General features: G+C 55.5%; 19 protein-coding genes and 1 other annotated feature. Of the genes, 9 read left to right on the top strand and 10 right to left on the bottom strand.

What is annotated here, in order from left to right:
- Window positions 1-56: 56 nt before the first annotated feature.
- Complete coding sequence (locus tag ACLTX1_RS03975) at window positions 57-221, top strand: hypothetical protein (RefSeq protein WP_412330504.1); 165 nt, start codon at window positions 57-59, stop codon at window positions 219-221.
- Window positions 222-266: 45 nt separating this feature from the next.
- The gene (locus ACLTX1_RS03970; RefSeq protein WP_412330503.1) at window positions 267-1,316 is read left to right on the top strand and encodes a hypothetical protein; all 1,050 of its coding nucleotides are present in this window, start codon (window positions 267-269) and stop codon (window positions 1,314-1,316) included.
- Between the two features lie 54 nt (window positions 1,317-1,370).
- On the opposite strand, the gene ACLTX1_RS03965 is transcribed toward ACLTX1_RS03970, so the two are convergent.
- The 4 genes from ACLTX1_RS03965 to ACLTX1_RS03950 all read right to left on the bottom strand — a co-directional run bounded on the left by ACLTX1_RS03965 (window position 1,371) and on the right by ACLTX1_RS03950 (window position 4,389).
- Entirely contained in the window at window positions 1,371-1,649 is a 279-nt protein-coding gene (locus tag ACLTX1_RS03965) for a hypothetical protein (RefSeq protein ID WP_395590213.1), read from the bottom strand.
- Window positions 1,639-3,777, bottom strand: coding sequence for an alpha-galactosidase (locus ACLTX1_RS03960; RefSeq protein ID WP_308448539.1), 2,139 nt, complete (start codon window positions 3,775-3,777; stop codon window positions 1,639-1,641). Before ACLTX1_RS03960 ends, ACLTX1_RS03965 begins: the two co-directional genes overlap by 11 nt.
- A gap of 91 nt (window positions 3,778-3,868) precedes the next feature.
- The gene (locus tag ACLTX1_RS03955) at window positions 3,869-4,189 is read right to left on the bottom strand and encodes a sigma-70 family RNA polymerase sigma factor (protein ID WP_412330502.1); all 321 of its coding nucleotides are present in this window, start codon (window positions 4,187-4,189) and stop codon (window positions 3,869-3,871) included.
- The gene (locus ACLTX1_RS03950) at window positions 4,186-4,389 is read right to left on the bottom strand and encodes a hypothetical protein (RefSeq protein WP_176819806.1); all 204 of its coding nucleotides are present in this window, start codon (window positions 4,387-4,389) and stop codon (window positions 4,186-4,188) included. The genes ACLTX1_RS03955 and ACLTX1_RS03950 overlap by 4 nt, the downstream gene beginning before the upstream one ends.
- A gap of 277 nt (window positions 4,390-4,666) precedes the next feature.
- On the opposite strand from ACLTX1_RS03950, the gene ACLTX1_RS03945 reads away from it, so the two are divergent.
- The 3 genes from ACLTX1_RS03945 (at window position 4,667) to ACLTX1_RS03935 (ending at window position 6,139) form a co-directional block, all read left to right on the top strand.
- Window positions 4,667-5,173 (top strand): hypothetical protein, encoded by a 507-nt coding sequence (locus tag ACLTX1_RS03945; RefSeq protein ID WP_412330501.1) that lies wholly within the window; start codon window positions 4,667-4,669, stop codon window positions 5,171-5,173.
- 116 nt (window positions 5,174-5,289) lie between these two features.
- Complete coding sequence (locus tag ACLTX1_RS03940; RefSeq protein WP_176819822.1) at window positions 5,290-5,916, top strand: CpXC domain-containing protein; 627 nt, start codon at window positions 5,290-5,292, stop codon at window positions 5,914-5,916.
- Window positions 5,917-5,995: 79 nt separating this feature from the next.
- Window positions 5,996-6,139, top strand: coding sequence for a hypothetical protein (locus ACLTX1_RS03935; RefSeq protein WP_308448543.1), 144 nt, complete (start codon window positions 5,996-5,998; stop codon window positions 6,137-6,139).
- Window positions 6,140-6,243: 104 nt separating this feature from the next.
- Here the strand turns inward: ACLTX1_RS03935 and ACLTX1_RS03930 are convergent, their stop codons facing one another.
- The 3 genes from ACLTX1_RS03930 to ACLTX1_RS03920 form a co-directional block, all read right to left on the bottom strand.
- Complete coding sequence (locus ACLTX1_RS03930) at window positions 6,244-7,737, bottom strand: DHHW family protein (protein ID WP_412330500.1); 1,494 nt, start codon at window positions 7,735-7,737, stop codon at window positions 6,244-6,246.
- 133 nt (window positions 7,738-7,870) lie between these two features.
- Window positions 7,871-8,899 carry a tryptophan--tRNA ligase gene (trpS, locus tag ACLTX1_RS03925; protein ID WP_395590218.1) on the bottom strand — a complete coding sequence of 343 codons (1,029 nt, stop codon included), beginning with the start codon at window positions 8,897-8,899 and terminating at the stop codon, window positions 7,871-7,873.
- A 24-nt stretch (window positions 8,900-8,923) separates the two neighbouring features.
- The gene (locus tag ACLTX1_RS03920) at window positions 8,924-10,117 is read right to left on the bottom strand and encodes a PLP-dependent aminotransferase family protein (protein ID WP_412330499.1); all 1,194 of its coding nucleotides are present in this window, start codon (window positions 10,115-10,117) and stop codon (window positions 8,924-8,926) included.
- Window positions 10,118-10,358: 241 nt separating this feature from the next.
- Window positions 10,359-10,581 (bottom strand) — a binding site (T-box leader).
- Window positions 10,582-10,830: 249 nt separating this feature from the next.
- Between ACLTX1_RS03920 and ACLTX1_RS03915 the strand changes: the two genes are divergently transcribed.
- The 3 genes from ACLTX1_RS03915 (at window position 10,831) to ACLTX1_RS03905 (ending at window position 16,382) form a co-directional block, all read left to right on the top strand.
- A complete protein-coding gene (locus tag ACLTX1_RS03915) occupies window positions 10,831-13,149 on the top strand; it encodes a SpoIIE family protein phosphatase (RefSeq protein WP_395506840.1) in 2,319 nt (772 codons plus the stop codon).
- A 106-nt stretch (window positions 13,150-13,255) separates the two neighbouring features.
- Window positions 13,256-14,797, top strand: coding sequence for a 4-alpha-glucanotransferase (malQ, locus tag ACLTX1_RS03910; protein WP_308448548.1), 1,542 nt, complete (start codon window positions 13,256-13,258; stop codon window positions 14,795-14,797).
- Window positions 14,798-14,912: 115 nt separating this feature from the next.
- On the top strand, window positions 14,913-16,382 hold the full coding sequence (locus ACLTX1_RS03905) for an alpha-L-fucosidase (RefSeq protein WP_412330498.1): 1,470 nt from the start codon (window positions 14,913-14,915) through the stop codon (window positions 16,380-16,382).
- Between the two features lie 61 nt (window positions 16,383-16,443).
- Here the strand turns inward: ACLTX1_RS03905 and ACLTX1_RS03900 are convergent, their stop codons facing one another.
- The 3 genes from ACLTX1_RS03900 to metG are packed head-to-tail and all read right to left on the bottom strand — an operon-like array spanning window position 16,444 to window position 19,801.
- A complete protein-coding gene (locus ACLTX1_RS03900) occupies window positions 16,444-17,049 on the bottom strand; it encodes a TatD family nuclease-associated radical SAM protein (RefSeq protein ID WP_412330497.1) in 606 nt (201 codons plus the stop codon).
- A 14-nt stretch (window positions 17,050-17,063) separates the two neighbouring features.
- Window positions 17,064-17,846, bottom strand: a complete 783-nt coding sequence (locus ACLTX1_RS03895) for a TatD family hydrolase (protein ID WP_412330496.1) — start codon at window positions 17,844-17,846, stop codon at window positions 17,064-17,066.
- A gap of 11 nt (window positions 17,847-17,857) precedes the next feature.
- A complete protein-coding gene (gene metG, locus ACLTX1_RS03890) occupies window positions 17,858-19,801 on the bottom strand; it encodes a methionine--tRNA ligase (protein WP_412330495.1) in 1,944 nt (647 codons plus the stop codon).
- Window positions 19,802-20,115: 314 nt separating this feature from the next.
- Between metG and ACLTX1_RS03885 the strand changes: the two genes are divergently transcribed.
- Window positions 20,116-21,000 carry a pyridoxamine kinase gene (locus tag ACLTX1_RS03885; protein WP_308448554.1) on the top strand — a complete coding sequence of 295 codons (885 nt, stop codon included), beginning with the start codon at window positions 20,116-20,118 and terminating at the stop codon, window positions 20,998-21,000.
- The last annotated feature ends 4 nt before the right edge of the window (window positions 21,001-21,004 follow it).

The following is a 21,004-nucleotide window of genomic DNA, read 5'->3' as shown; positions in this document are numbered from 1 at the left end:
ATAGAAATGTATGAGGAGTCACACCCGCGCATAACGAATTCTTAGGAGGAGTTTTCGTGAAACCCAAGGTTTATTTCACAAAAACGGTCACCCCTGAAAAGGTCATTGAAATGTATAAGCAGCTCGATTGCAAGCTGCCCGGCAACGTCGCCATTAAGGTACATTCCGGCGAGTTCGGCAACAAAAACTTCCTGCGCTACCCGATTGACGAACCAACCTGAATATAGTAGAATACAGGTAAAGAACAACATTTGGAGGATTGGGATATGAACAAAAGTCAAATGGCAAAGCTTGCGGCAGCGGCCGGTGTGAACGGCCTTATGTATGACCCGAATGCAGAGGGCGTTTTCGGCAATGTGCAGGGGTATACCGTCACCATTATGCCGAACGCCAACAACCGCGTCTACTATATGCTTTCGCTTTCGGTCTCGCGCATGGGCATGGCGCCGAATCCCGCGGATTTCAAACCGCTTGAGAAAATGAATAAGGTTTTGAGCGGCTGTACCGTGCAGCGTTTCCGCGTCAATTTCCTTGTGAAGCTCTCCGGCAATAAAGATAAAATGGCAGAGGCCCTGCACAGTGCGCTTGATACGCTCATCACGTTCCTCAGAACAAACGGGTATACAAATTGCTGCGAGCATTGCGGTCGCCCGGAGGGCGTAGACGCCTACACCGTCTCCGGCAACGCATACCTTTTGTGTGAACCGTGCTTCGGGCAGGTTAGCGAAGCCGCCGCGCAGCAGAACCAGACAAAAATGCAGAAGCAGGAGCAGGTTTTGCCCGGCATCGTAGGTGCGCTTATCGGTTCGCTTATCGGCGCCGTCGTCATCGTCATCGTCGGTCAGCTCGGCTACGTCGCCGCCGTTTCCGGCCTTGTCATGGCCATCTGCACGTTAAAGGGCTACGAAATGCTCGGCAAAAAGCTCGGCACACCGGGCATCATCATTTCCTGCGTTTTGATGCTCCTGATGATCTTCCTTGCGTATCAGGCCGATTGGTCAATCACCGCGGCGCAGTTCTATGAGACCGATTTCTTCACCGCGTTCCGCGCCATGATGGATCTTATCAAAGAAGGCTATGTCGATTCCGGCGATTACTTCGGCGGCCTTGCACAGGTCTATCTCTTCGCCGTCATCGGTGCCGTGCCTACCATCATCGCCATGGCAAAGGGCGCAAAGCACATGGTCACCACCGCCAAAATGCGCAGCGCCTACGCACCTGTTTCGGCACCCGCAGCGGCTTCCGTGCAGATGCCCGTGCAGCCCGCTTCTTCGCCCACTGCTCCGCAGAACGTCAAAAAAGACATCGAAAAGTAAAATTCAAAAACCATCGCCCGCAGGCAACCGTTTTCCGTGCCTGCGGGCGATTTTTTACGTCTTTTTGTTCTGATTTTTGAGCTTTTCGGCCTCTGCCTGCGCTTTTTTTAACTGCTCCTGTGCAAGCTTGGCGCGCTTCATTGCGTCTTCCATTTTCTGTGCGGCACGCTCCGCTCGCTTTTGGGCTTCCTCCACGCGCTGCCGCGCTTCTTCGGCTTCCTTTTGCGCTTCCTCCGCCTTGCGCCGCGCTTCTTCCGCGAGATGTCTTTCTTCGTCTGCATCGGGATTTTGCACGGTGTCCTGTACGGGTTCAGGCGCAGGTTTAATATTCAAGCTCAAAAATTCTGGCGCAGATGGGGGCGGGGAGATCCACCGTCAGCGTGCCCTTCTCCGGGTTCCATGCGCATTTCGTGTTGTGGTTTGCGGGGTATGCGCAGCGCACATTTACGTGCTCGTTGCCGCGCAGGAAATCCACGGGCAGCGTGCAGCGGCCGTCCGGTGCGCCGCGTCTCCATACGGTGATGTACGCTTTGTGCGCGGTTTTAAGGCCCAGCGAGACCCACGTGTCCGCAAAGTGCGACGTACCGAGTGGCCAGAACGGCAGCGCGCGCTTGATGTCGCCGCGGATTGTTTTGTAATAATCGAGCGCTTCCTTGACAAGCGTGAAGTCCTCCTCGGGAATTTCCGCCAAATGACCGCTCTGGTGGATGCGCTGCATCAGTGCGTTGCACATATTAAATACGGCTTCCTCGCGTCCGCCGCCTTTCATCGGGTAGCTCCAAATGGCGCTCTGCTCCGGCGTCAGACCCGAGGGCGCGTTCGCCGCAATGGACGCATAGCGCAGGTAGTCCTCCTGGTCGCTCGTAGACTGAATGCTGTGGCGCGAGAGCATCGCGTAGTCGATGCGCATGCCGCCCGAGGAACAGTTTTCAATCACAAGGTCGGGGTAGCGGGCAAAGACGGAATCGAGCCAAGCAAGATATGCACGCTCATGCCCGAGTAAACCGTCGCCCACACTGTCGGCGTTTAATTCCGTGCCGATGCCCGGCTCAATGTTGTAATCCATCTTGATGTAGCCCACGTGGTAGTCGCGTACAAGGCGGTCAACGACCTCATTTGCGTGCTCCACGACCTCCGGGTTGCGGAAATCGAGCTGCCAGCGGCTGCGGTCGTGCACCTTTTTGCCGTGGCGTGTGAAGAACCAGTCCGGGTGCACGCGCGCGGCTTTCGGGCAGCAAATGCCCATTACTTCAATTTCGAGCCACACGCCCGGGATCATGCCCTTCGAGCGGATGTAGTCCATCACTTCCTCAAGGCCGTTCGGGAAACGTTCCTTACTCGGCAGCCATTCGCCTACGTTGTCCCACCAGAAGCCGTCCGCATACCAGCCTGCGTCCACGCAGAAGTATTCGCAGCCCGCCTTGTGCGCCGCGTCGATGAGCGGCAGCTCTTTCGCCGTTGTCGGGTTGCCCCACAGGCAGTTCATGTAGTCGTTGAAAATGACGCACAGTTTCTCGTTGTCTGCATTTTTGCGGCGAATCATGCGGCGGTACTTCGTCAGCTCGCCCATGGCGTCATCAAATTTGCCGAGCGTGGAGCCTACGCACACCGGCACTGTCGTAAATGTTTCGCCCGGCTGCAAATTCTTCCACCAGTGCGATTCCGTTTCCGTCGGGCCGCTCAACTGAATGTAGAAGTTGCCCATCTGGTCGCTGATCTCCCAGTGCCACGAGCCGTTGTGCTCAATCTGCCAGAATAAATTGGAGCCCGTTTCCGTGTTTTCAAGCAGACCCATCGGCAGGTATTCCTTTGTAGACCAGTTGCCGATGTTCGTCGCGCCAATCACCTTAGAGGAGCGCTGAATTTCCTCGGGCTGGCAGCGGGCGAGACCGAGCTGCGGGAAGGTGTAGCTTTCCCACTGCATTTCGCGCTGCCAGCCGTTGTGCGGGTACCAGACACGCATTTTGTCGTCGGTCGAAAGCATACCCTCTTTTTCGATGCCGGTGAGGGCAAAGGAAGAAACGTATTCCAGCCCCTGCGGCTCCGTGCCGACATTTTTCACGTCCGTCCAGCAGCGTACAGCCTGAACGCCGTTATAAAACTGCATGTGCGAAATCGTTTCAATGCCGCAGATCTTATCTTCCATGTGGATTTCCAGCTTGCGGCCGAACTCGTTGTGCTTGTCCGCAAAATAGACGAGCTTCATGCGGTCGCCGGGGCTTGTGGAAATGTATTTGTTGCCGTGGCGCTCGCCCGGTCGGTTCTGCCCGGAGATCATAATTTCCAAGAGATTGTATCGCTCGGTGTTCAGGCGCAAGCCGCCCGTCTCGCGGTCGTGCACGTGCAGCAAACTGCGCTCGTCAAAGGGGAGCGCAGAGAAGTGCAGCAGCTTGCAGCCGAAATCTTCCGTCTTTTCAAAAACGAGATGCAGCCCGTTTTCGTCAATTTGAATCAAATCCATAGTATAAGCCTTTCCGCAGATAAATCTGCTGTGATCTATGCTGAGTTGTCTGTACAAATAGTAGCACAATCGGAGAGACTTTTCAAGGGGATTATCGGTCGCGGCTTTGCTCCGCACGCATGCCGAGCGCGGAATACTGCAAAGCGTGCGAAAGTCGTGCCGAAGCCTTTTGCAGGTGCTTGCACACCGTGCCGCGCGTCAGGCGAAGCTCGTCCGCAATCTCCTGCATTGTCAGCCGCTCGCCGTAGTAAAGCTGCACGCAGTCGCGCTGGCGGTCAGTCAGCTCATTGCCGATGGCGCGCCGCAGCAAAACCTGCGTTTCTAAAAGCTCATTTTTGTTTGTCTCTGCGCCGATGCGGCTGAGTAGCTTCGCCTGCCGTGCACCGGCGGAAAGGGGCTTATATCCGCTCACGAAACCGCCCTCCTTCCGCGCTTTTGCAGCGCATGGCCTGTTACCAGGCACTCCAAATACATGGTGTAAAGCATCTGCACACGCTGGGCCTGCTCGCCTGCAATGTCATAGTCGCGTTCGGCGCGGATGACGAGCAGCCGCCGTTTGATGCGCTCCGCCTCATCCAAATACTCCTGTCCCCAGGAAATGTAATCGTTCACTCGCAGTCACGATCCTTTCGTTTCAAAATAGAACATGTGTTCGTCAGCTTTCATCATAAACAAAAATCTCCGAGATGTCAATCGAACACGGAACAAATGTTCAAAAGATGTCCTACGATGTCCTATAATGTCCTGCGATGTCCGCTTTTCTGCATATTTATATGGAATTATTTACATTTTGGGGCTGTTATTTTGCGCTTTTTTGATATATAATAAAGGTGTATTTAAACTTGAAATGACTGAACGCCTTGGCGTTTTGACCGAAAGGAGTTTTACCATGAACTTTTTGAAGAATATCTCGGCCGCATTTAAGACAGCCGGCGGCGCCGTACAGAGTGCTGTGAAAGTGGTAGAGGAAAAGAACCGCCGCACTGCGCTCATGAATCGCCTGCGCACCGTTATCCGCTGTGAGGAAAAGGCAGAGGAGCGCGCCTATCTTGCTCTCGGCCGCTACTACTACCACAACCTGCGCGATGCAGAGAACACCGTTACGGAGCCGTACTGCATCGACATTGAAGCCGCCCAGAAGCGCATCGATGCCGCTGTGGAGAAGCTGGAAGCCCTGACCCGTGAGGATGACAGCGAAGCGGAAGAAGAGGAGATCACCCTTGACGACGTGCAGGAGTACACTCCCACGCCGGAAGAGGAAAAGGAAGCCGAAGAAGCCGCATTCGTGCCGGACGGTACCGTAGACGAAGCCGTGGAAGCGGCAGAGCCTGCCGCCGAGCAGCCCGAAACGACTGAGCCCGAAAAAGACGAAAGCGAAGAAGTTCCCTACGAATAATGCGCTTTAAAATGAACGTTAAAAGGCGGACCTGAGGTCCGCTTGATTCCTTGCGCGGAAAAACGCCCACCTTTTGCTCCGGGGCAGGTTCCGTTTGCAGAAAGTGAGTGAATTTGATGTCTACGAAGATACAGAAAGATATTGTCTGCCCCGCCTGTGGCCAGACGCAGAAATTAGAGATGTACACAAGCGTCAATGCGGAGGAAAACCCCGAGCTGCGCCGCGACATTCTGCGCGAATCCATGTTTGACTGGGAATGCCTCCACTGCGGCTACACCGCGCAGATGGCGTACCCCATGATCTACCATGACCCGATGAACGCGTTTATGATCTGCCTGCGCCCCTCCGGCGCGGTATCCGGCGCGGAGCCTATCCCCGCCGTGCGCGCGCTGAAAAAGCGCAGCGTGAAAAACCCGCAGGAGTTAAAGGAGAAAATCCTCATTTTCGAGGCCGGCCTCGATGATGCCGCCGTGGAGCTTGTGAAAAACGCCATCGTCACCGTGGTGCGCAAAAATCTGGACGGCAATGTGCACGCCTATTTCTGCGCCGCAACGGAGGAGGAACTGCGTTTCGCACTGTTCGTCAAGGGTCGTCAGGAGCCCGTGTACCAGACCACCAAAATGGCCGTGTACCGCCAGTCGCAGGAGGTTTTGCGCACGCTCGATTACAAATCCCCGGACGATTTCGCCGTCGTCAACTCCAAGCTCGCCCAAAGCCTTTTGGACGAATATAAGTCGATCTAACCCAATAAAAGCAAACGGCACCGCGTTTTTGTAACGGTGCCGTTTTTCTATGCGCGCATGTGTACAGGCTTTGCGTTTTGTGGGTTTATGGGTAAATCACTTCGGCGCCGCAATGGGACAAGCGCGCGAAAAGACGCAGACCGGCGGCGTTGTGATGAGTTACCGCTACGAAGACGGCAGCTTGCAGGCGTTTCTGGAAAAAAACCCGGAGCTCTTGCGGTGAATTTTGGATTTAACGGAGCGCTTCAAACAAAAAAGCACCGCACACTCGTTTTTGAGCGTGCGGTGCGATTTTTATGCGATTTTTCGGGGTGCGGAGGCGCTGATTCAATCAAACAGAGCGCGGATTGAATTCTGGTGCTGCTCGGTATTGACGGCCATTTCGTTGACGGCGAAAAGCACGTCCGTGATGCCGTGCTCCGTGCAGTAGGTCGGCAGGTCGCCTTCAAAGTAGCGGAAGTCCACCACGTGTACCTCGTCAAAGCTTGCGCCGAGGAACGGACCCATGGCGTTGCCGTAGGAGTCCTTCACCACAAGCAGCTTGCGGCCCGTGGAAAGGTCGTGGTTCGTGATGCGCACGCAGCCCATATCGCCGTGCAGGTACATGGCGTAGCCGAGGCTCTCGTCGTGACTATTGAGGCTGTCGGTTTCCTCAAAATACTGCCCGTCATACGAAATTTCGCATGTGTAGTTGTACTTCGGGTCGTAGAGATCGAGTGTATCGGGGTTGTTGTTCAGCACGTCTTCGCTCGTAACGTAGGCAAGGTAGCCCGTGAAGTCAGAGGACGTTTTCGTGAAGCTGTCGAGCGTCGTGGGCGTTACACCTGCCGCTTCGCAGAATTTTTCATACGCGTAAAACGCGCCGAGCGGCGCCCAGTGGGTATCGGTATCAAAATAAATGTCTTCGTTGTTGTGCAGGTTCAGCGCATCGTAAATATCCACCGCGGTGATGCTTGCGGAAAGCGTATTGTTGACCGCCATGGTGTTCTCACGCTGGGAAGCTTCCTCATAGTAATTGCGCACGCGCTCCGGCACGCCGAATTCCGAGTGATTCGGGATGACCATGCTGTACACCTTTGTGCCGGAAAGCTGGCTTGCACAGTCATTCAGCGTTTCGGCGTAGGCGGTCGCCATGCTGTCGCTGCCGTAGAACATTTCAAAGCCCTTGTTATTGTAGATGAGAATGCCCGAGGACATGTGGCCCTCCGTGCCGTCGTCATAGATCGGCGGCGGTGTGGGCTCCGGCGTGGCAGTCGGCTCTGCGGTGGGAGTAGGTGTCGGCTCTGCCGTTGCGGCGGCTTCCGGTGTGGGCTCCGGCGTAGGTGTGGCGGCAGCGGGTAAAAGCTTGCCGAACGCACCGAGGCTGTACGCAATGTACCCCAAAATGCCGATGGCCAAAACGATCATCACGATGACGATGGGCACGACGGGCGAGCGCTTTTGGCGCGGCTTATCGTCGTAGCCTTCCTCATATTCTTCGTACTCTTCGTAGTCGTCTTCGTCCTCATACGGCTCCGGCCGTGGAGCGGGTGCAGGCGCGGGGCGCGCCGAGCGGGGCGCTTCCTGTTGCGGCGCTGCCGGTGCGGGATATTCGCGTGTTTCTTCAAAGCCCTCGGGACCGTTTTTCGGCGACTTCGGGGTAAAATGCAGATTTTCTATGGAGGAGGGGACGCGCTTTTCGCTTTGTGACGATTGCTTTGCGTACAGCGTTTCCGGCGTCAGCTCGGAAGCCGCGCTGCGCGGGTCAGCCTTTGCGGCGCGGCGCGCTCTGTCTTCGGCAGAATACGGGCGCTGATTTTTGCCGGCCATGTGCTTTGCCATTGGATCCATCCTTTCTGTAAAAAGGGTCGTTTATTTTCTCAAGAAAAAAGCCGCGCGGAAACAGACCGCTGCGGCTTTTCGATTTCCATGTCCATTATACTGGCTTAGAAAGAAATTGTCAATTCCCGTATGCTCAGTGTGCGACCGGCAAATACCCCACTTTCTTCATGACCTTTTGCAAAGTACGGCGTGCAATGGCCTCTGCACGCGGCGCGGCTTCGCTGTAGCACTTTTCAAGGTATGCCTTGTCCTTGATGAGCTCGTTATAGCGCGCCTGAATGGGCTCAAGCTCCTTAACGACGGCTTCGCCCACGGCGGTCTTGAAATCACCGTAGCCGCGGCCCTCGAATTCCTTTTCGATTTCGTCATAGCTTTTGCCCGTAATACAGCTGTAAATGCCCATCAGGTTATTGATGCCGGCTTTGTTTTCGCCGTAGTAGACGCGGGCTTCACTGTCCGTGACAGCGCGTTTGAACTTTTTCATGATCTCCGCCGGGGTATCGAGCATAGTGATGAAGCCCGCCGTGTTTTCATCGGATTTGCTCATCTTCTTCGTCGGGTCCTGTAAAGACATGATGCGCGCACCGGTCTTCGGGATAAGGCCCTCCGGCACGACGAATGTCGGGGAGTAAAGCCCGTTAAAGCGCTCCGCAATGTTGCGGCAAAGCTCAAGGTGCTGCTTCTGGTCGGCACCGACCGGCACGTAATCGGCGTTATACAGCAGAATGTCCGCCGCCATCAGGCTTGGGTAAGTGAACAGCCCCGCGTTTACGTTATCGGCGTGCTTTGCGGATTTATCCTTAAACTGCGTCATGCGGGAGAGCTCGCCGAACTGGGTGTAGCAACTCAATACCCATGCAAGCTGTGCGTGCTCCGGCACCTGACTCTGGATGAAGAAAATGCTCTTTTCCGGGTCGATGCCGAGCGCGAGCATCATCGCGTAGGCGGAAAGCGTGTTTTTGCGGAATTCCGCCGGGTTCTGGCGCACGGTGATGGCGTGCAGGTCGGCAAGCGCGTACACGCATTCATAGTCGTTCTGCAGCGCGACGAAGTTCTTCAGCGCGCCGAGGTAGTTGCCGAGCGTGAACATGCCCGTCGGCTGAATCATGCTCAAAACGCGCTTCTTTTTTGTTTCGGGTGTGGTGTTTACGGTATTTTCCATGGTGATTTTCCTCTCTGATATCCTTTATTTTTCCACCATCTCGCGGATGGTCTCGCCAAGCAGCGTGATGCCCTTTGTGAGCTGCTCATCGGTCGGGGTGGAGAAATTGATGCGGAACGCGTCGCACGGCTCGTTTTCATCCGTCAAAAATGCGGTGCCCGGCACAACGCAAACCTTCTTTTCGAGCGCTTTCTGTACGAATTCCATCATGTCAACACCCTTCGGCAGGTGGCACCACGCGAACAGACCGCCGTTGAACGGGTCCCACGTGATGTACGGCGCAAGGTGCTTTTCCATGAGGTCAAGGAGCAAAGCGCGCTTTTTCGTGTAGATTTTTCTAAGCCCCGCAAGGTGCGCGTCAAAGTCATATTCCGTCATGAAGCGGTAGCACAGAACCTGCGACCAGATATTCGTGTGCACGTCCTGCCCCTGCTTGCAGACGGTCATTTTGGCGAGAACCGGCTTTGGGCCGACGGCGTAGCCCACGCGCATACCGGGGGAGATGACCTTAGAGAATGAACCGGCGTAGAGGACGATGCCGTCCGTATCAAACGACTTGATGCTCGGCAGCGGCTCGCCTTCATAGTAAAGGTCGCCGTAGGGGTTGTCTTCCAGAATCATTACGTCGTGCGCTTTGGCAAGCTCATACAGGCGGTGACGCTTTTCAAGGCTCATCGTGATGCCGGAGGGGTTTTGAAAGTTTGGAATCGTATAGATGAACTTCACGTTTTTTTCGGTCTCGAGCGCCTTTTCCAGCGCTTCCATGTTCATGCCGTCCGTGTCCATCGGGATGCCGACGAGCTTTGCTTTGTAGGAACGGAAGTCGTTTAAAGAGCCGATGAAGCTCGGCGCTTCACAAATAACGGTTTCGCCTTCGTTTAAGATGGATTTTGTGAACAGATCCATGATCTGCTGTGCGCCGCTTGTGACGAGCACGCCGTCGTCCTCGGTGCCGATGTTGCGGGAGGACTTCATGTACGCCTTAAGATGCTGTAAAAGCGGCGGATAGCCCTCCGTTGTGCTGTACTGGAGCGCCAAAATCGGCTCTTCTTCCATCAGCTTTGCGGAAATGGCGGCAAGCTGTTTAGACGGGAACGCTTCCGGCGCAGGGTTGCCGGCGGAAAGCGAAACATAGCTCGGGTCAGCGGCGTATTTAAAGATTTCACGGATTGCCGAGGGCTTTAACGTGAGCACGCGGTCTGAAAATTTGTATTCCATCGTAACATCACCTTTCTATTATGATTCATTTGATTTTGCACTTTTAAGCTTTTACGGGTGTATCTGAAAACAAAGGAAACGCAGGATATTTCGCAAAGACGAGGCGGGTTCAAGGCGAAAACCGCAGGAAGCCTTCCGGCTGCCGAGGATTTTCAACGCAGAAACCGTCCGTATTTGTGGAATAGACAAGTTTTTGACTTTTCAGATGCACCCCAAAAAGTAAAACCCCTTGTCCCAAACTCTAAGGGACAAGAGGTCAAATTCCTGCGGTACCACCCAAATTGGCGCATAAACGCCCGCTTTACAGCCGTAGTTACGGCTTGGCTTCTAACGCGGCCAAACGTCGGGCGATTTTCCCGCCCGCCCTCATGGAGCCATTCGCCGCGCAGCCCGCACCCCGTCTCACCGAAAGGGGCTCTCTTTGCCGTTTTGCATCGGGTACTATTTCCAATCATCGGTTTTGATATTACCGCTATTCTAAGCCATTTTTTACGGTTTGTCAAGTCGGCACAGCCGGAAAACTGTAAATTTCCACGTGGGAAGCAAGAGAAACCGACAAGGAAAATGCGCATGAAAGGCGCGGCGACAGAAACCTTGTGCTTTTCACAAAACAATCCTAAAACCCGCCTGCCTGTTTCGTGTTTTCCTGCGGGCGAGGCTTCGTATAATGGTAGCACAGAAAAGACAAAGTGCAGGAAAGGGCGGAAAAGACAATGGAGGAAAAAGCAGTTTTAAGAGTGCGGGACCGCATAAGCGCGGCCCTTACCGTACCGTATGTGCGCAGGGCGGTGTGGCTGATGGCGGGCGGCCTTGCGGGCTTTTTAACGGCGCGTGGGCTCGTCTTCGGCAAATACGCGCCGTTTGCGGCGGCAGGCGCGGCGGCAGCGCCGTTTTCGACCATGTGGGCGGTCATCCTCGGCGGTGCGGTGGGCTACCTGTTCCCGTCGCCCGTGGATATCCCCGCGCGCTACATCGCGGCTTTGCTCGCCGTGGGGGCCATCCGCTGGTCGCTGTCGGAGTTAAAATCCATCCGCGACCATCCGGTCTTCGCACCGGTCACAGCGTTTTTGCCGCTGCTTTCGACGGGCATCGCCATGGTGTTTTTAAACGGCTCGCTTTCAAATGTGCTCGCCATGTACATTGCGGAGTCGTTTTTGGCGGCGGGCACGGCGTATTTTCTGCGCCGCACCGTGCAGCTTTTGGAGACCCACCGCGAGACCGCCGTGTTTGACAGCGGCGACGTGGCGGCTGTTATCGTCTCGCTCGGCGTTTTGCTGCTCTCGTTTTCAAACGTGACCGTCTCGCATATTTCCGTCGGGCGCGTGCTCATCGTGCTGACGGTGCTCGTCTGCGCGCGCATCGGCGGGCTTGCGGGTGGCGCGGTGGCGGGTATTGCGGCGGGCACGGTGCAGGGGCTCTCCACGGCGGGACTTTCGTATCTCTCCGGCGCGTACGGTCTCGGCGGGCTGATGGCCGGCGTGTTCTCGCCGCTCGGTAAATTCGCCGTGGCGGTGGCGTTCGTCATTTCAAACGGCATCGCATCCTTACAGGTGAACAGCACTTCGCAGGTGTTTTACGGCGCGGTGGAGGTGGCCGCGGCCTCCGTTTTATACATGCTTTTGCCGCAGAGCCGACGGCTTTCCAATTTATTCACCGCGCACGGGGACAGGCTGCCGGGCGATTCTCTTAGAAAAAACGTTATTTTGCGCCTGCGGTATACGGCGGAAGCCATGCGCAGCGCATCGGATTCCGTAGATCGCATCTCGGAAAAGCTGGAGACGACCGCGGCGGCTGACCTGCCGCATGTGTACGGCCGCGCGGCGGAGAAGGTTTGCACCGGGTGCAGCCAATGCGCAGTGTGCTGGCGCAAAAATCGCGACGAGACGCAAAAAACGTTCTCGCGGCTTTCGTATCCGCTGCGGGAGCGCGGCAAAATCGAACGCAGCGACTTTGATGTGCCGTTTTTGACGCGCTGCAACCGTGCCATGGAGCTGAGAGATGCCGTAAACGGCGAATACCGCGAGCTTTTGGCAAAAGAAAGCGCCCGTATGCGCGCCGAACAGGTGCGCGCCATCGTCGAAGAACATTTCCGCTCCACGGCGCAGATGCTCGGCGACATGGCGGAGGAATTCGAGCAGTACCAGCGCTTTGATGAGGACAGTGCGGAGCAGGTGCGCGAGGTCTTGCGCCACCGCGAGCTCACGCCGATTGAAGTCTGCTGCCGCATTGATAAATTCGGCCGCATGACGATTGAAGCAAACATTTGCCGCACACACGGGGTGCACATCAACAAAGGGCAGCTGACACGCGAGATCTCCGGCGCGTGCGGGCGCACGTTCACTCAGCCGAGCGTGACGGCGGCGGGCGATACCTTAAAGCTGCAAATGTGTCAGAAGCCCGTTTATGCCGTGCAGCGCGGCTTTGCGCAGCACGCAGCAAACGGCGCGTCTCTCTGCGGCGATTGCGCCGAGGCGTTCACGGACGGCAGCGGGCGTTATATCTCGGTTTTAAGCGACGGCATGGGCACGGGCGGCCGGGCAGCTGTGGACGGCACAATGACCGCGGGTATGGCGCAGTCGCTCTTAAAAGCCGGTATCGGATTTGAGAGCACACTGAAGATGATCAACTCCGCCATGCTCGCAAAGGGTGGGGAGGAGTCGCTTGCAACGCTGGATGTTGCGTGCATCGACCTCTTTACGGGGCACGTCTCCCTGCGCAAGGCGGGTGCTGCGGGCACGGTGCTGCGCAGGCGCAAGAAGACGGAGTATCTGGAAGCCAAAAGCGTGCCCGTGGGCATTCTGCCGGAAATCGCCTTTGCCCGCAGCGAAAAAGACCTCGATGCGGGCGATATGCTCGTCATGGTCTCGGACGGCGTGACGGCTTCCGGCACGGAGTGGCTATGCGACCTCATTGCAAACTATGAGGACGACGACCCGCAGGCGCTTTCCGAGCGCATTGTGGAGCGCGCCGTAAAAGACCGCACAGACGGACACGAGGACGACGTAAGCGCCGTGGTGCTCCTGATCGAATGACGTACAATTCAAAAGTTCTCCCTGAAATCTGTGTAAGATTACCATTGAATAGCCTTATAAAGTATGGTATACTTATACAAGTTTATGAGATATAATATCTCAATATTTGAGCAATTTATGCAAAAGAAGGGAGAAGTCCATGAATAAAAGAGCAAGCGGTGTGCTGATGCACGTTTCCTCCCTGCCCGGTGCCTACGGCATCGGCTGCTTTGGTAAGGAAGCGAAAGAGTTCATCGACTTTTTGAGTGACACCGGCTGCACCTATTGGCAGGTGTTGCCGTTCACGCCGACCGACGCGTACAATTCGCCGTATGCCAGCATTTCGGCGTTTGCGGGCAACCGCAATTTCATCGACCTCGAGCAATTGCGCGACGAGGGCTTACTGACAGACGACGAGCTGCGCGAGCAGATGTATGCAAACCCGTATTCCGCCGCGTTCGATTTTCTGGAGCTGCGCCGCATTCCGGTCTTATACCGCGCATTTACCCGTGCGGACGAAGCCTACCGCGATAAGGTACGCGCGTTCGCCGAGGAAAACAAGAGCTGGCTGCCGGACTACGCGCTGTATATCATCTTGAAAGAAGCGAATATCGGCGCAGAGTGGTATGACTGGGCTGACGAAGACCTGAAGCTTCATCGCCCCGAAGCCGTCGCGAAAGCGATGGAGGAGCAGGCCGAGACCGTGCTTTTCATGGAGTTCATCCAGTACACGTTCTTCGAGCAGTGGAAGAAGATCAAAAAATATGCAAACAGCAAAGGGGTGGAGATCATCGGCGATCTGCCGATGTACGTTGCGAGAAACAGTGCCGACGTGTGGGCGAACCGCCATCTGTTCGATCTGACAGAGGACGGCGAGCCGAAGAATGTGGCGGGCGTGCCGCCGGATTATTTCAGCGAGTTCGGCCAGAAGTGGGGCAACCCGCTTTATAACTGGGCAGAGATGAAAAAAGACGGCTACCGTTGGTGGATGGATCGCCTCGGCGCGTGCTTTAAGCTGTTTGACGCCGTGCGCATCGACCACTTCCGCGCTTTTTCCGCCTACTGGGCCGTGCCCGCCGAAGCGGAGACCGCCAAAGAAGGGCAGTGGCTCGACGGCCCGAAGACGGATTTCTTCGACGCCGTGAACCGCACGTTCAAAAATCCAAAGATCATTGCCGAGGACCTCGGCATCATCGACGACGGTGTGATCGACCTGCTGGAAAAAACGCAGCTGCCGTGCATGCGCGTGATGCAGTTTGCGTTTATGGAAGGCAAAGACAACATGCACATGCCGCACAACTACCCGAAAAACTGCGTGGCCTATACCGGCACGCACGATAACAACACCGTGCTCGGCTGGCTGTGGGAGGCACAGCCGTATGAGCGCGAGCATGCGCTGAAATACTGCGCGTTCCCCGGCGGTGACTGGGCGGTCGGCGGCAGCGAAAGTGCTTCTTGCCACGCCGTCATCCGCACGCTGTGGCAGAGCCCCGCGAATACGGTCATTGTGCCGGTGCAGGACCTCTGCGGCTTCGGCAAGGACACAAAAATGAACGTGCCCGGCGTGCCGAACGGCAACTGGGCGTTCCGCGTCACGCAGGAGCAACTCGACGGCATCGACAAAAAGTGGCTCAAAGAATTAAACGATGTCTATTACAGAAACAAATAACAGCAAAAGGCCGGCGGGTTTCCGTCGGCTTTTGTCTTGCAAATTTCTGATGTGCTGGTATAATGGGAAAGAGAAAAATCTCTTAGAGAAAAGTTCCTTTTGGGAGGAAAATAGTATGATCGATATGAAAAAAGCATTGCAGAGCATTGACGACGTGATCGAAAAGGGACCGTACAAAGACACGTGGGCGTCCCTTTCAAGCTGGCAGACGCCGAAGTGGTATCAAAAGGCGAAGTTCGGCATTTTCATCCACTGGGGCGTGTACAGCGTGCCGGCGTTTGACAGCGAATGGTACCCGCGCAACATGTACATAGAGGGCTCCAAGGTCTACGAGCACCATATCAAAACCTATGGTGCACACAAGGATTTCGGCTACAAGGATTTCATTCCGATGTTTAAGGCCGAGAAATTCGACCCGAACGCATGGGCTGCGCTTTTTAAAAAGGCGGGCGCAAAATACGTTGTGCCGGTGGCGGAGCACCATGACGGTTTCCAGATGTACCGCTCAAATATTTCGCACTGGAACGCTTACGAGATGGGACCGAAGCGCGATATAGTCGGCGAGCTGAAAGCGGCCGTGGAAGCGCAGGGCATGACGCTTGGGGTATCTTCGCACCGCATTGAACACTGGTTCTTCATGAGCAACGGCAAAAAGTTTGAGAGCGATATGCCGCAAAACCCGGACCGCGACGACCTCTATTGGCCCTCCATGCCCGACCCGGAGAATTTCGATGCCATCGACGGCAAGCCCTCTGAAGAATTCATGGAAGACTGGCTTGTGCGCACGTGCGAACTCATCGACAATTATCACCCGAAAATTCTCTATTTTGACTGGTGGATTCAGCAGGAGGCGGCAAAGCCGTACCTCAAAAAAGCGGCGGCGTACTATTATAATCGTGCTGCGGAATGGGGCGAAGAGGTTGCCATCGATTATAAATTCGATGCGTACATGTTCGGCACGGCGGTGCCGGATATTGAGCGCGGGCAAATGGCGGACATCAAGCCGTATTTCTGGCAGACCGATACCGCCATTGCGCTGAACTCCTGGTGCTACACGGAAAACAACGACTTCCGCCCGGCGGGGGACATCATCTGCGACCTTGTGGACATCGTCAGCAAAAACGGTGCGCTGCTTTTAAACGTAGGCCCGAAAGCGGACGGCACCATCTCCGATGAGGACACCGCGGTGCTGGCTGCCATCGGCGACTGGATGCAGATGAACGGCGAAGCAATTTATGACACGCACGTGTGGAGGACGTTCGGCGAAGGCCCCACAAAGGTGCAGGACGGCGGCTTTTCCGACGGCGTGAAAAAGAACTTTACGGGCGAGGATTTCCGCTTTACGGCAAAGGGAGATACGCTCTTTGCCATTGCACTGAAGGCGAACGACAACGGCGAATACCACATTCACTCCCTGCGTATGCAGGAGCACACCGCCGGTACGGTGTACCACGGTTTAGTCGAGAGCGTTTCGGTGCTCGGCACAGACGATGCACCCGCGTGGACGCGTGACGAAAGCGGCCTGCATATCAAGACAAACTACACGACCGATAAGCCGATCACATTCAAGATTAAATTAAACTAAAATCACAAAACAAAAAGCAGAGTGTTCGGATTGAGCACTCTGCTTTCGTTATTTTATGCAGTTATTCGGAGATATACTCGCGTACGCGGAACTTGGCGCCGGCATTTTCGCACAGCTTGCGGCAGGCTTCAATGTCCTCTGCGGGCATGGTGCTGACGACCGTCATTACCACATGCGGCACGTTTTTTACGGCTTCTGCCGTAAAATGCAGCATGGCATCAAACGCCTCAGGGCCGTATTTCGAGTGACATACCGCATCGTACTTTTCGGAGGTCGGCGCGTTTAAACTGACGGACACAATGTCCAAAAGCCCGTGCATTTCCGGCGCGGCGTTGCGCCCGGTGATGCAGTCTGCAAGGCCGTTCGTGTTGACGCGCAGAGTGTAATTGCCCATTTCTTTTAAGCGCGCGGCAAGCCAAAGCATGTCGTCCCAGCGGCAGGCAGGCTCGCCGTAGCCGCAGAAGACAATCTCCGCATATGAATTGAGGTCGCGTTTTTTAAGGTCGGCTAAGATTTCCTCTTTTGTCGGCTCCGCGCCCTCGTACCAGAGGTTATCCGCGTACAGGCTGCCCGTGCTGTTGTTGCGCAGGCAGAAGTCGCATGCGTTCGGGCACTGGTTCGTGACGTTGATGTAGAGGTTATCGCCGTATTCATACGTGATGGTCAAGATGATCGCTCCTTTTATTTTGCGGCGCTCGGCAGCGTGATACCGAAAAGGCGGCAGGCGTTTTCGCAGGCGGTTTCCAAAACCTCCTGCGCCGTGATGCCGCGCACTTCGGCGATCTTCGCCGCGTCGTAGGGGATCATGGAGCTGTCGCAGCGCTTGCCGCGGAATGGCACGGGCGCCATGTAGGGCGCGTCCGTTTCGGTCAAAAGGCGGTCGAGCGGGACGGCCTTTGCCACCTCCACGCTGTGGCGCGCGTTTTTAAACGTCACAACACCGCCAAGGCCGATGTACATGCCGAGCTTTACGGTCTCCTGTGCTAATTCCGCACTGCCGGAAAAGCAGTGCACGACGCCCTTCGGCTTGTATTTCCGCAGAATGTCCATCATATCGCCGTGGGCCTCGCGGTCGTGGATGACAACGGGCAGGTCGTGTTTTTTCGCGAGCTCCAGCTGGGCGATAAGCACCTTTTTCTGCTTTTCGCGCGGGCACTCGTCCTCCCAGTGGTAGTCGAGGCCGATCTCGCCGACGGCGACGATCTTCGGGTGGGAAAGCAGCGCTTCCACGTCCGAAAGCCAGTTATCGGGCAGGTCGTTTGCGCACTCCGGGTGGATGCCGACTGCACCGTAGATATAATCGTATTTTTCACAGAGCGCCACGGTTTTTTTGAGGCTTTCATAATCGGCTGCCATATTGATGACCGCAACGACGCCCTTTTGCGGCAGTACGGAGCCGAGCAGCTCGTCACGGTCGATGTCGAACTGCTCGCTGTCGTAATGTGCGTGGGAATCAAATATCATAGAGATTTTCCTTAGCGAATTTTGGAGCCTGCCGGGGTGCCGTCCACAAATACGACGCGCACATCGTCCTCGCCTGCGTCTGCCGCAAGGATCATGCCCTGGCTTTCCACGCCGCAGAGCACGGCGGGCTTCAGGTTCGCGACGACGATGACGGTGTGACCGATGAGGTCTTCCGGCTTATACCACTTCGCGATGCCGGACGCGACCGTGCGGGGTGTGGAGGTGCCGTCGTCGAGCGTGAGCTTCAAGAGCTTCTTTGCACGCTTGATCGGCTCGCAGGCAACGACCTTTGCGGCGCGCAGCTCAACCTTTGCAAAGTCTTCAATATTGATCTGGGCAAGACCCTCAATTTCCTTCTTCGGCTCTTCCTTCGGAGCGTACTTCGCTTCCACAGCGGCAATCTTCTCGTCCATCTCCTTCGGATCGATACGGGCGAAGAGAATCTCCGGCTTGTCTGTTACTTTACCCCCATTCGGGTAAACGCCGAACGTATCGAGCGTATCGTATGCGCGCAAGGTCGTGCCGAGCTGTGCGACGATCTTCTCTGCGGTGTCCGGCATAAACGGCGTGAGGAGCGCCGCGCCGATCGTGATGCTTTCCACAAGATTATAGAGAACGGTGGAAAGTCTGTCGGCTTTCGCTTCGTCCTTTGCAAGCGCCCACGGCATCGTTTCGTCAATGTACTTATTGCAGCGCTTGAAGAGCGTGAAGATTTCGGAAATGGCATCTGCCACGCGCAGTTGATCCATCTTCGTCTGCACGCTGTTCTTTGTGGCGAGCACAACGCTCTTTAAGTCGTTATCGACATCTTCTACGACGTTTTTGTTCTCTACAACGCCGCCGAAGTACTTGTTTGTCATGGAAATGGTGCGGTTTACAAGGTTGCCGAGCGTGTTTGCAAGGTCGGAGTTCGTGCGTTCGATCATCAGATCCCACGTGATGGTGCCGTCGGATTCAAACGGCATCTCGTGCAGGACAAAATAGCGCACCGCGTCTACGCCGAAGAGGTTTACAAGGTCTTCTGCGTAAATGACGTTGCCCTTCGATTTGCTCATTTTGCCGCCGTTCATCAGAAGCCACGGGTGACCGAATACCTGCTTCGGCAGCGGCAGGTCGAGCGCCATGAGGAAAATCGGCCAGTAGATGGTGTGAAAACGGATGATGTCCTTGCCGATGAGGTGCAGGTCTGCCGGCCAATCACGCTTAAACTGCTCGGTGGAGTTGCCGTCGCAGTCGTAACCGATGCCGGTGATGTAGTTTGTGAGCGCGTCGAGCCAAACATACACGACGTGCTTGTCGTCAAAATCGACCGGAATGCCCCACTTGAAGGAGGTTCTGGAAACGCAGAGATCCTGCAGGCCGGGCAGGAGGAAGTTGTTCATCATTTCCGTTTTGCGCTGCGGCGGCTGAATGAACTCCGGGTGCTTATTGATGTGGTCGATGAGGCGGTCTGCATATTTGCTCATCTTGAAGAAGTATGCCTCTTCCTTCGCGGGCTTGACCTCGCCGCCGCAGTCCGGGCACTTGCCGTCGACAAGCTGGGACTCGGTGAAGAAGGACTCACACGGCGTGCAGTACATGCCCTCGTAGTGGCCCTTATAAATATCGCCCTGCTCGTAGAGCTTTTTAAAGATCTTTTGTACCTGCTTTTCGTGGTAATCGTCCGTGGTGCGGATGAATTTATCGTAGGAGGTGTTCATCACGTCCCAGTTCGCCTTGACAATCTTCGCAACGTTGTCGACATATTCCTTCGGGGTGATGCCGGCGGCATTGGCCTTTTCTTCAATCTTCTGGCCGTGCTCGTCCGTGCCGGTCTGGAAGTAGACATCGTAGCCCTCCATGCGCTTATAGCGCGCAATGCTGTCGGCGAGCACGATCTCATACGTGTTGCCGATGTGCGGGCGGCTGGAGGTGTAGGCGATAGCCGTCGAAATATAATACTTCGGTTTACTCATGGGTGGATCATTCCTTTACAATGTATTTTCAAGGGGTTAATTTTTTCTACGGTTGAATGTATTCAACTGAATAGTACGGCGGAAAGTGCCGAGAGGATCATCAGCCCGGCCAAAATCGCCGCGCCGATGCGAACGATGAGCTTGCGTTGCTTTTCGGTTTTCATAGAAAGCTCCTTTCGCGGGTGCAGGGCATGCCTGTACGTGTACCCTTTATTTTACCATTCTTTTTTTCACCTGTAAACCGCTAATTGACTTTATTTTCCGCCGCGGTTACAATAAAAGCGGAAATACTTTTGAAATGAGGGAAAAACCCGATGCAGTTTTTAAATACAGAAGAAAAACCGCGCCGCGCGGCGGTCATCAACGATCTTTCCGGTGCGGGGAAATGCTCGCTTACGGTGATGCTGCCGGTGCTGTCCGCCTTAGGGTGCGAGACATCCGTGCTGCCGACGGCGGTGCTTTCCACACACGGCGGCTTTAAAGATCCCGTGTACCGCGATTTGACGGACGATATGCTGAAAACGGCACAGCACTGGAAGCGCGAGGGGGCCGCGTTTGAGGGCATCTGCTCCGGATACCTCAGCAGCCGCGAGCAGATTGACACTGTGCGGGAAATCTTCGAGCTGTTTACGGACGAACACAGCCGCCCGCTGCGCCTTGTAGACCCCGTGATGGGCGACAACGGCACGCTGTACGGCATTTTTAATAAAGAAACGGCGCAGAGCATGACGAGGCTTTGCAAAAAAGCGGACATTTTAACGCCGAACATGACAGAGGCGTATTGCCTTTTGCACGAGCCGTTTAAGGACGGGCCGTATGACGAAAAGGAGCTTAAAAGAGTAATGAAAGCCCTTTCCGACTTTGGGCCGAAGGTCGTCATCTTGACGGGTGCGTATACGGACGGGGAGAAAATCGGCGCGGCGTGCTACGATAGGGAAAAAGACGAGACGGCGCTGGTGCTTTCCGACCGCGTGCCGGGCAAATACCACGGCACGGGGGATATTTTCGCGGCCGTGATGCTGGGGGCGATGTTAAACGGCAAAACGGTAAAGGAAGCCTGCGCCGCCGCCGTGCGGTACACCGCAAAGTGCATAGAAGAAACGAGAAAAGCGTGCGGTGACAACACCATTTGGGGCGTGAAATTCGAAAAATGTCTGCCGTTTTTGATGCACGATGTGCTCACGGAGAACGACAAATAAAGTC

The sequence above is a fragment of the Hominenteromicrobium sp. genome, assembly GCF_046974225.1.
GTDB classification, from domain to species: domain Bacteria; phylum Bacillota; class Clostridia; order Oscillospirales; family Acutalibacteraceae; genus Hominenteromicrobium; species Hominenteromicrobium mulieris.
Note: the sequence above shows the minus strand (reverse complement) of the source record. Positions and strands in the feature narration are given on the sequence as shown.

What these genes read in the sequence shown, in the direction of transcription:
- ACLTX1_RS03970 (WP_412330503.1), top strand. Translation starts at nt 267, where the DNA reads ATGAACAAAAGTCAAATGGCAAAGCTTGCGGCAGCGGCCGGTGTGAAC.
- ACLTX1_RS03960 (WP_308448539.1), bottom strand. Translation starts at nt 3,777, where the DNA reads ATGGATTTGATTCAAATTGACGAAAACGGGCTGCATCTCGTTTTTGAA.
- ACLTX1_RS03945 (WP_412330501.1), top strand. Translation starts at nt 4,667, where the DNA reads ATGAACTTTTTGAAGAATATCTCGGCCGCATTTAAGACAGCCGGCGGC.
- ACLTX1_RS03940 (WP_176819822.1), top strand. Translation starts at nt 5,290, where the DNA reads ATGTCTACGAAGATACAGAAAGATATTGTCTGCCCCGCCTGTGGCCAG.
- ACLTX1_RS03930 (WP_412330500.1), bottom strand. Translation starts at nt 7,737, where the DNA reads ATGGCAAAGCACATGGCCGGCAAAAATCAGCGCCCGTATTCTGCCGAA.
- trpS (WP_395590218.1), bottom strand. Translation starts at nt 8,899, where the DNA reads ATGGAAAATACCGTAAACACCACACCCGAAACAAAAAAGAAGCGCGTT.
- ACLTX1_RS03920 (WP_412330499.1), bottom strand. Translation starts at nt 10,117, where the DNA reads ATGGAATACAAATTTTCAGACCGCGTGCTCACGTTAAAGCCCTCGGCA.
- ACLTX1_RS03915 (WP_395506840.1), top strand. Translation starts at nt 10,831, where the DNA reads ATGGAGGAAAAAGCAGTTTTAAGAGTGCGGGACCGCATAAGCGCGGCC.
- ACLTX1_RS03905 (WP_412330498.1), top strand. Translation starts at nt 14,913, where the DNA reads ATGATCGATATGAAAAAAGCATTGCAGAGCATTGACGACGTGATCGAA.
- ACLTX1_RS03895 (WP_412330496.1), bottom strand. Translation starts at nt 17,846, where the DNA reads ATGATATTTGATTCCCACGCACATTACGACAGCGAGCAGTTCGACATC.
- metG (WP_412330495.1), bottom strand. Translation starts at nt 19,801, where the DNA reads ATGAGTAAACCGAAGTATTATATTTCGACGGCTATCGCCTACACCTCC.
- ACLTX1_RS03885 (WP_308448554.1), top strand. Translation starts at nt 20,116, where the DNA reads ATGCAGTTTTTAAATACAGAAGAAAAACCGCGCCGCGCGGCGGTCATC.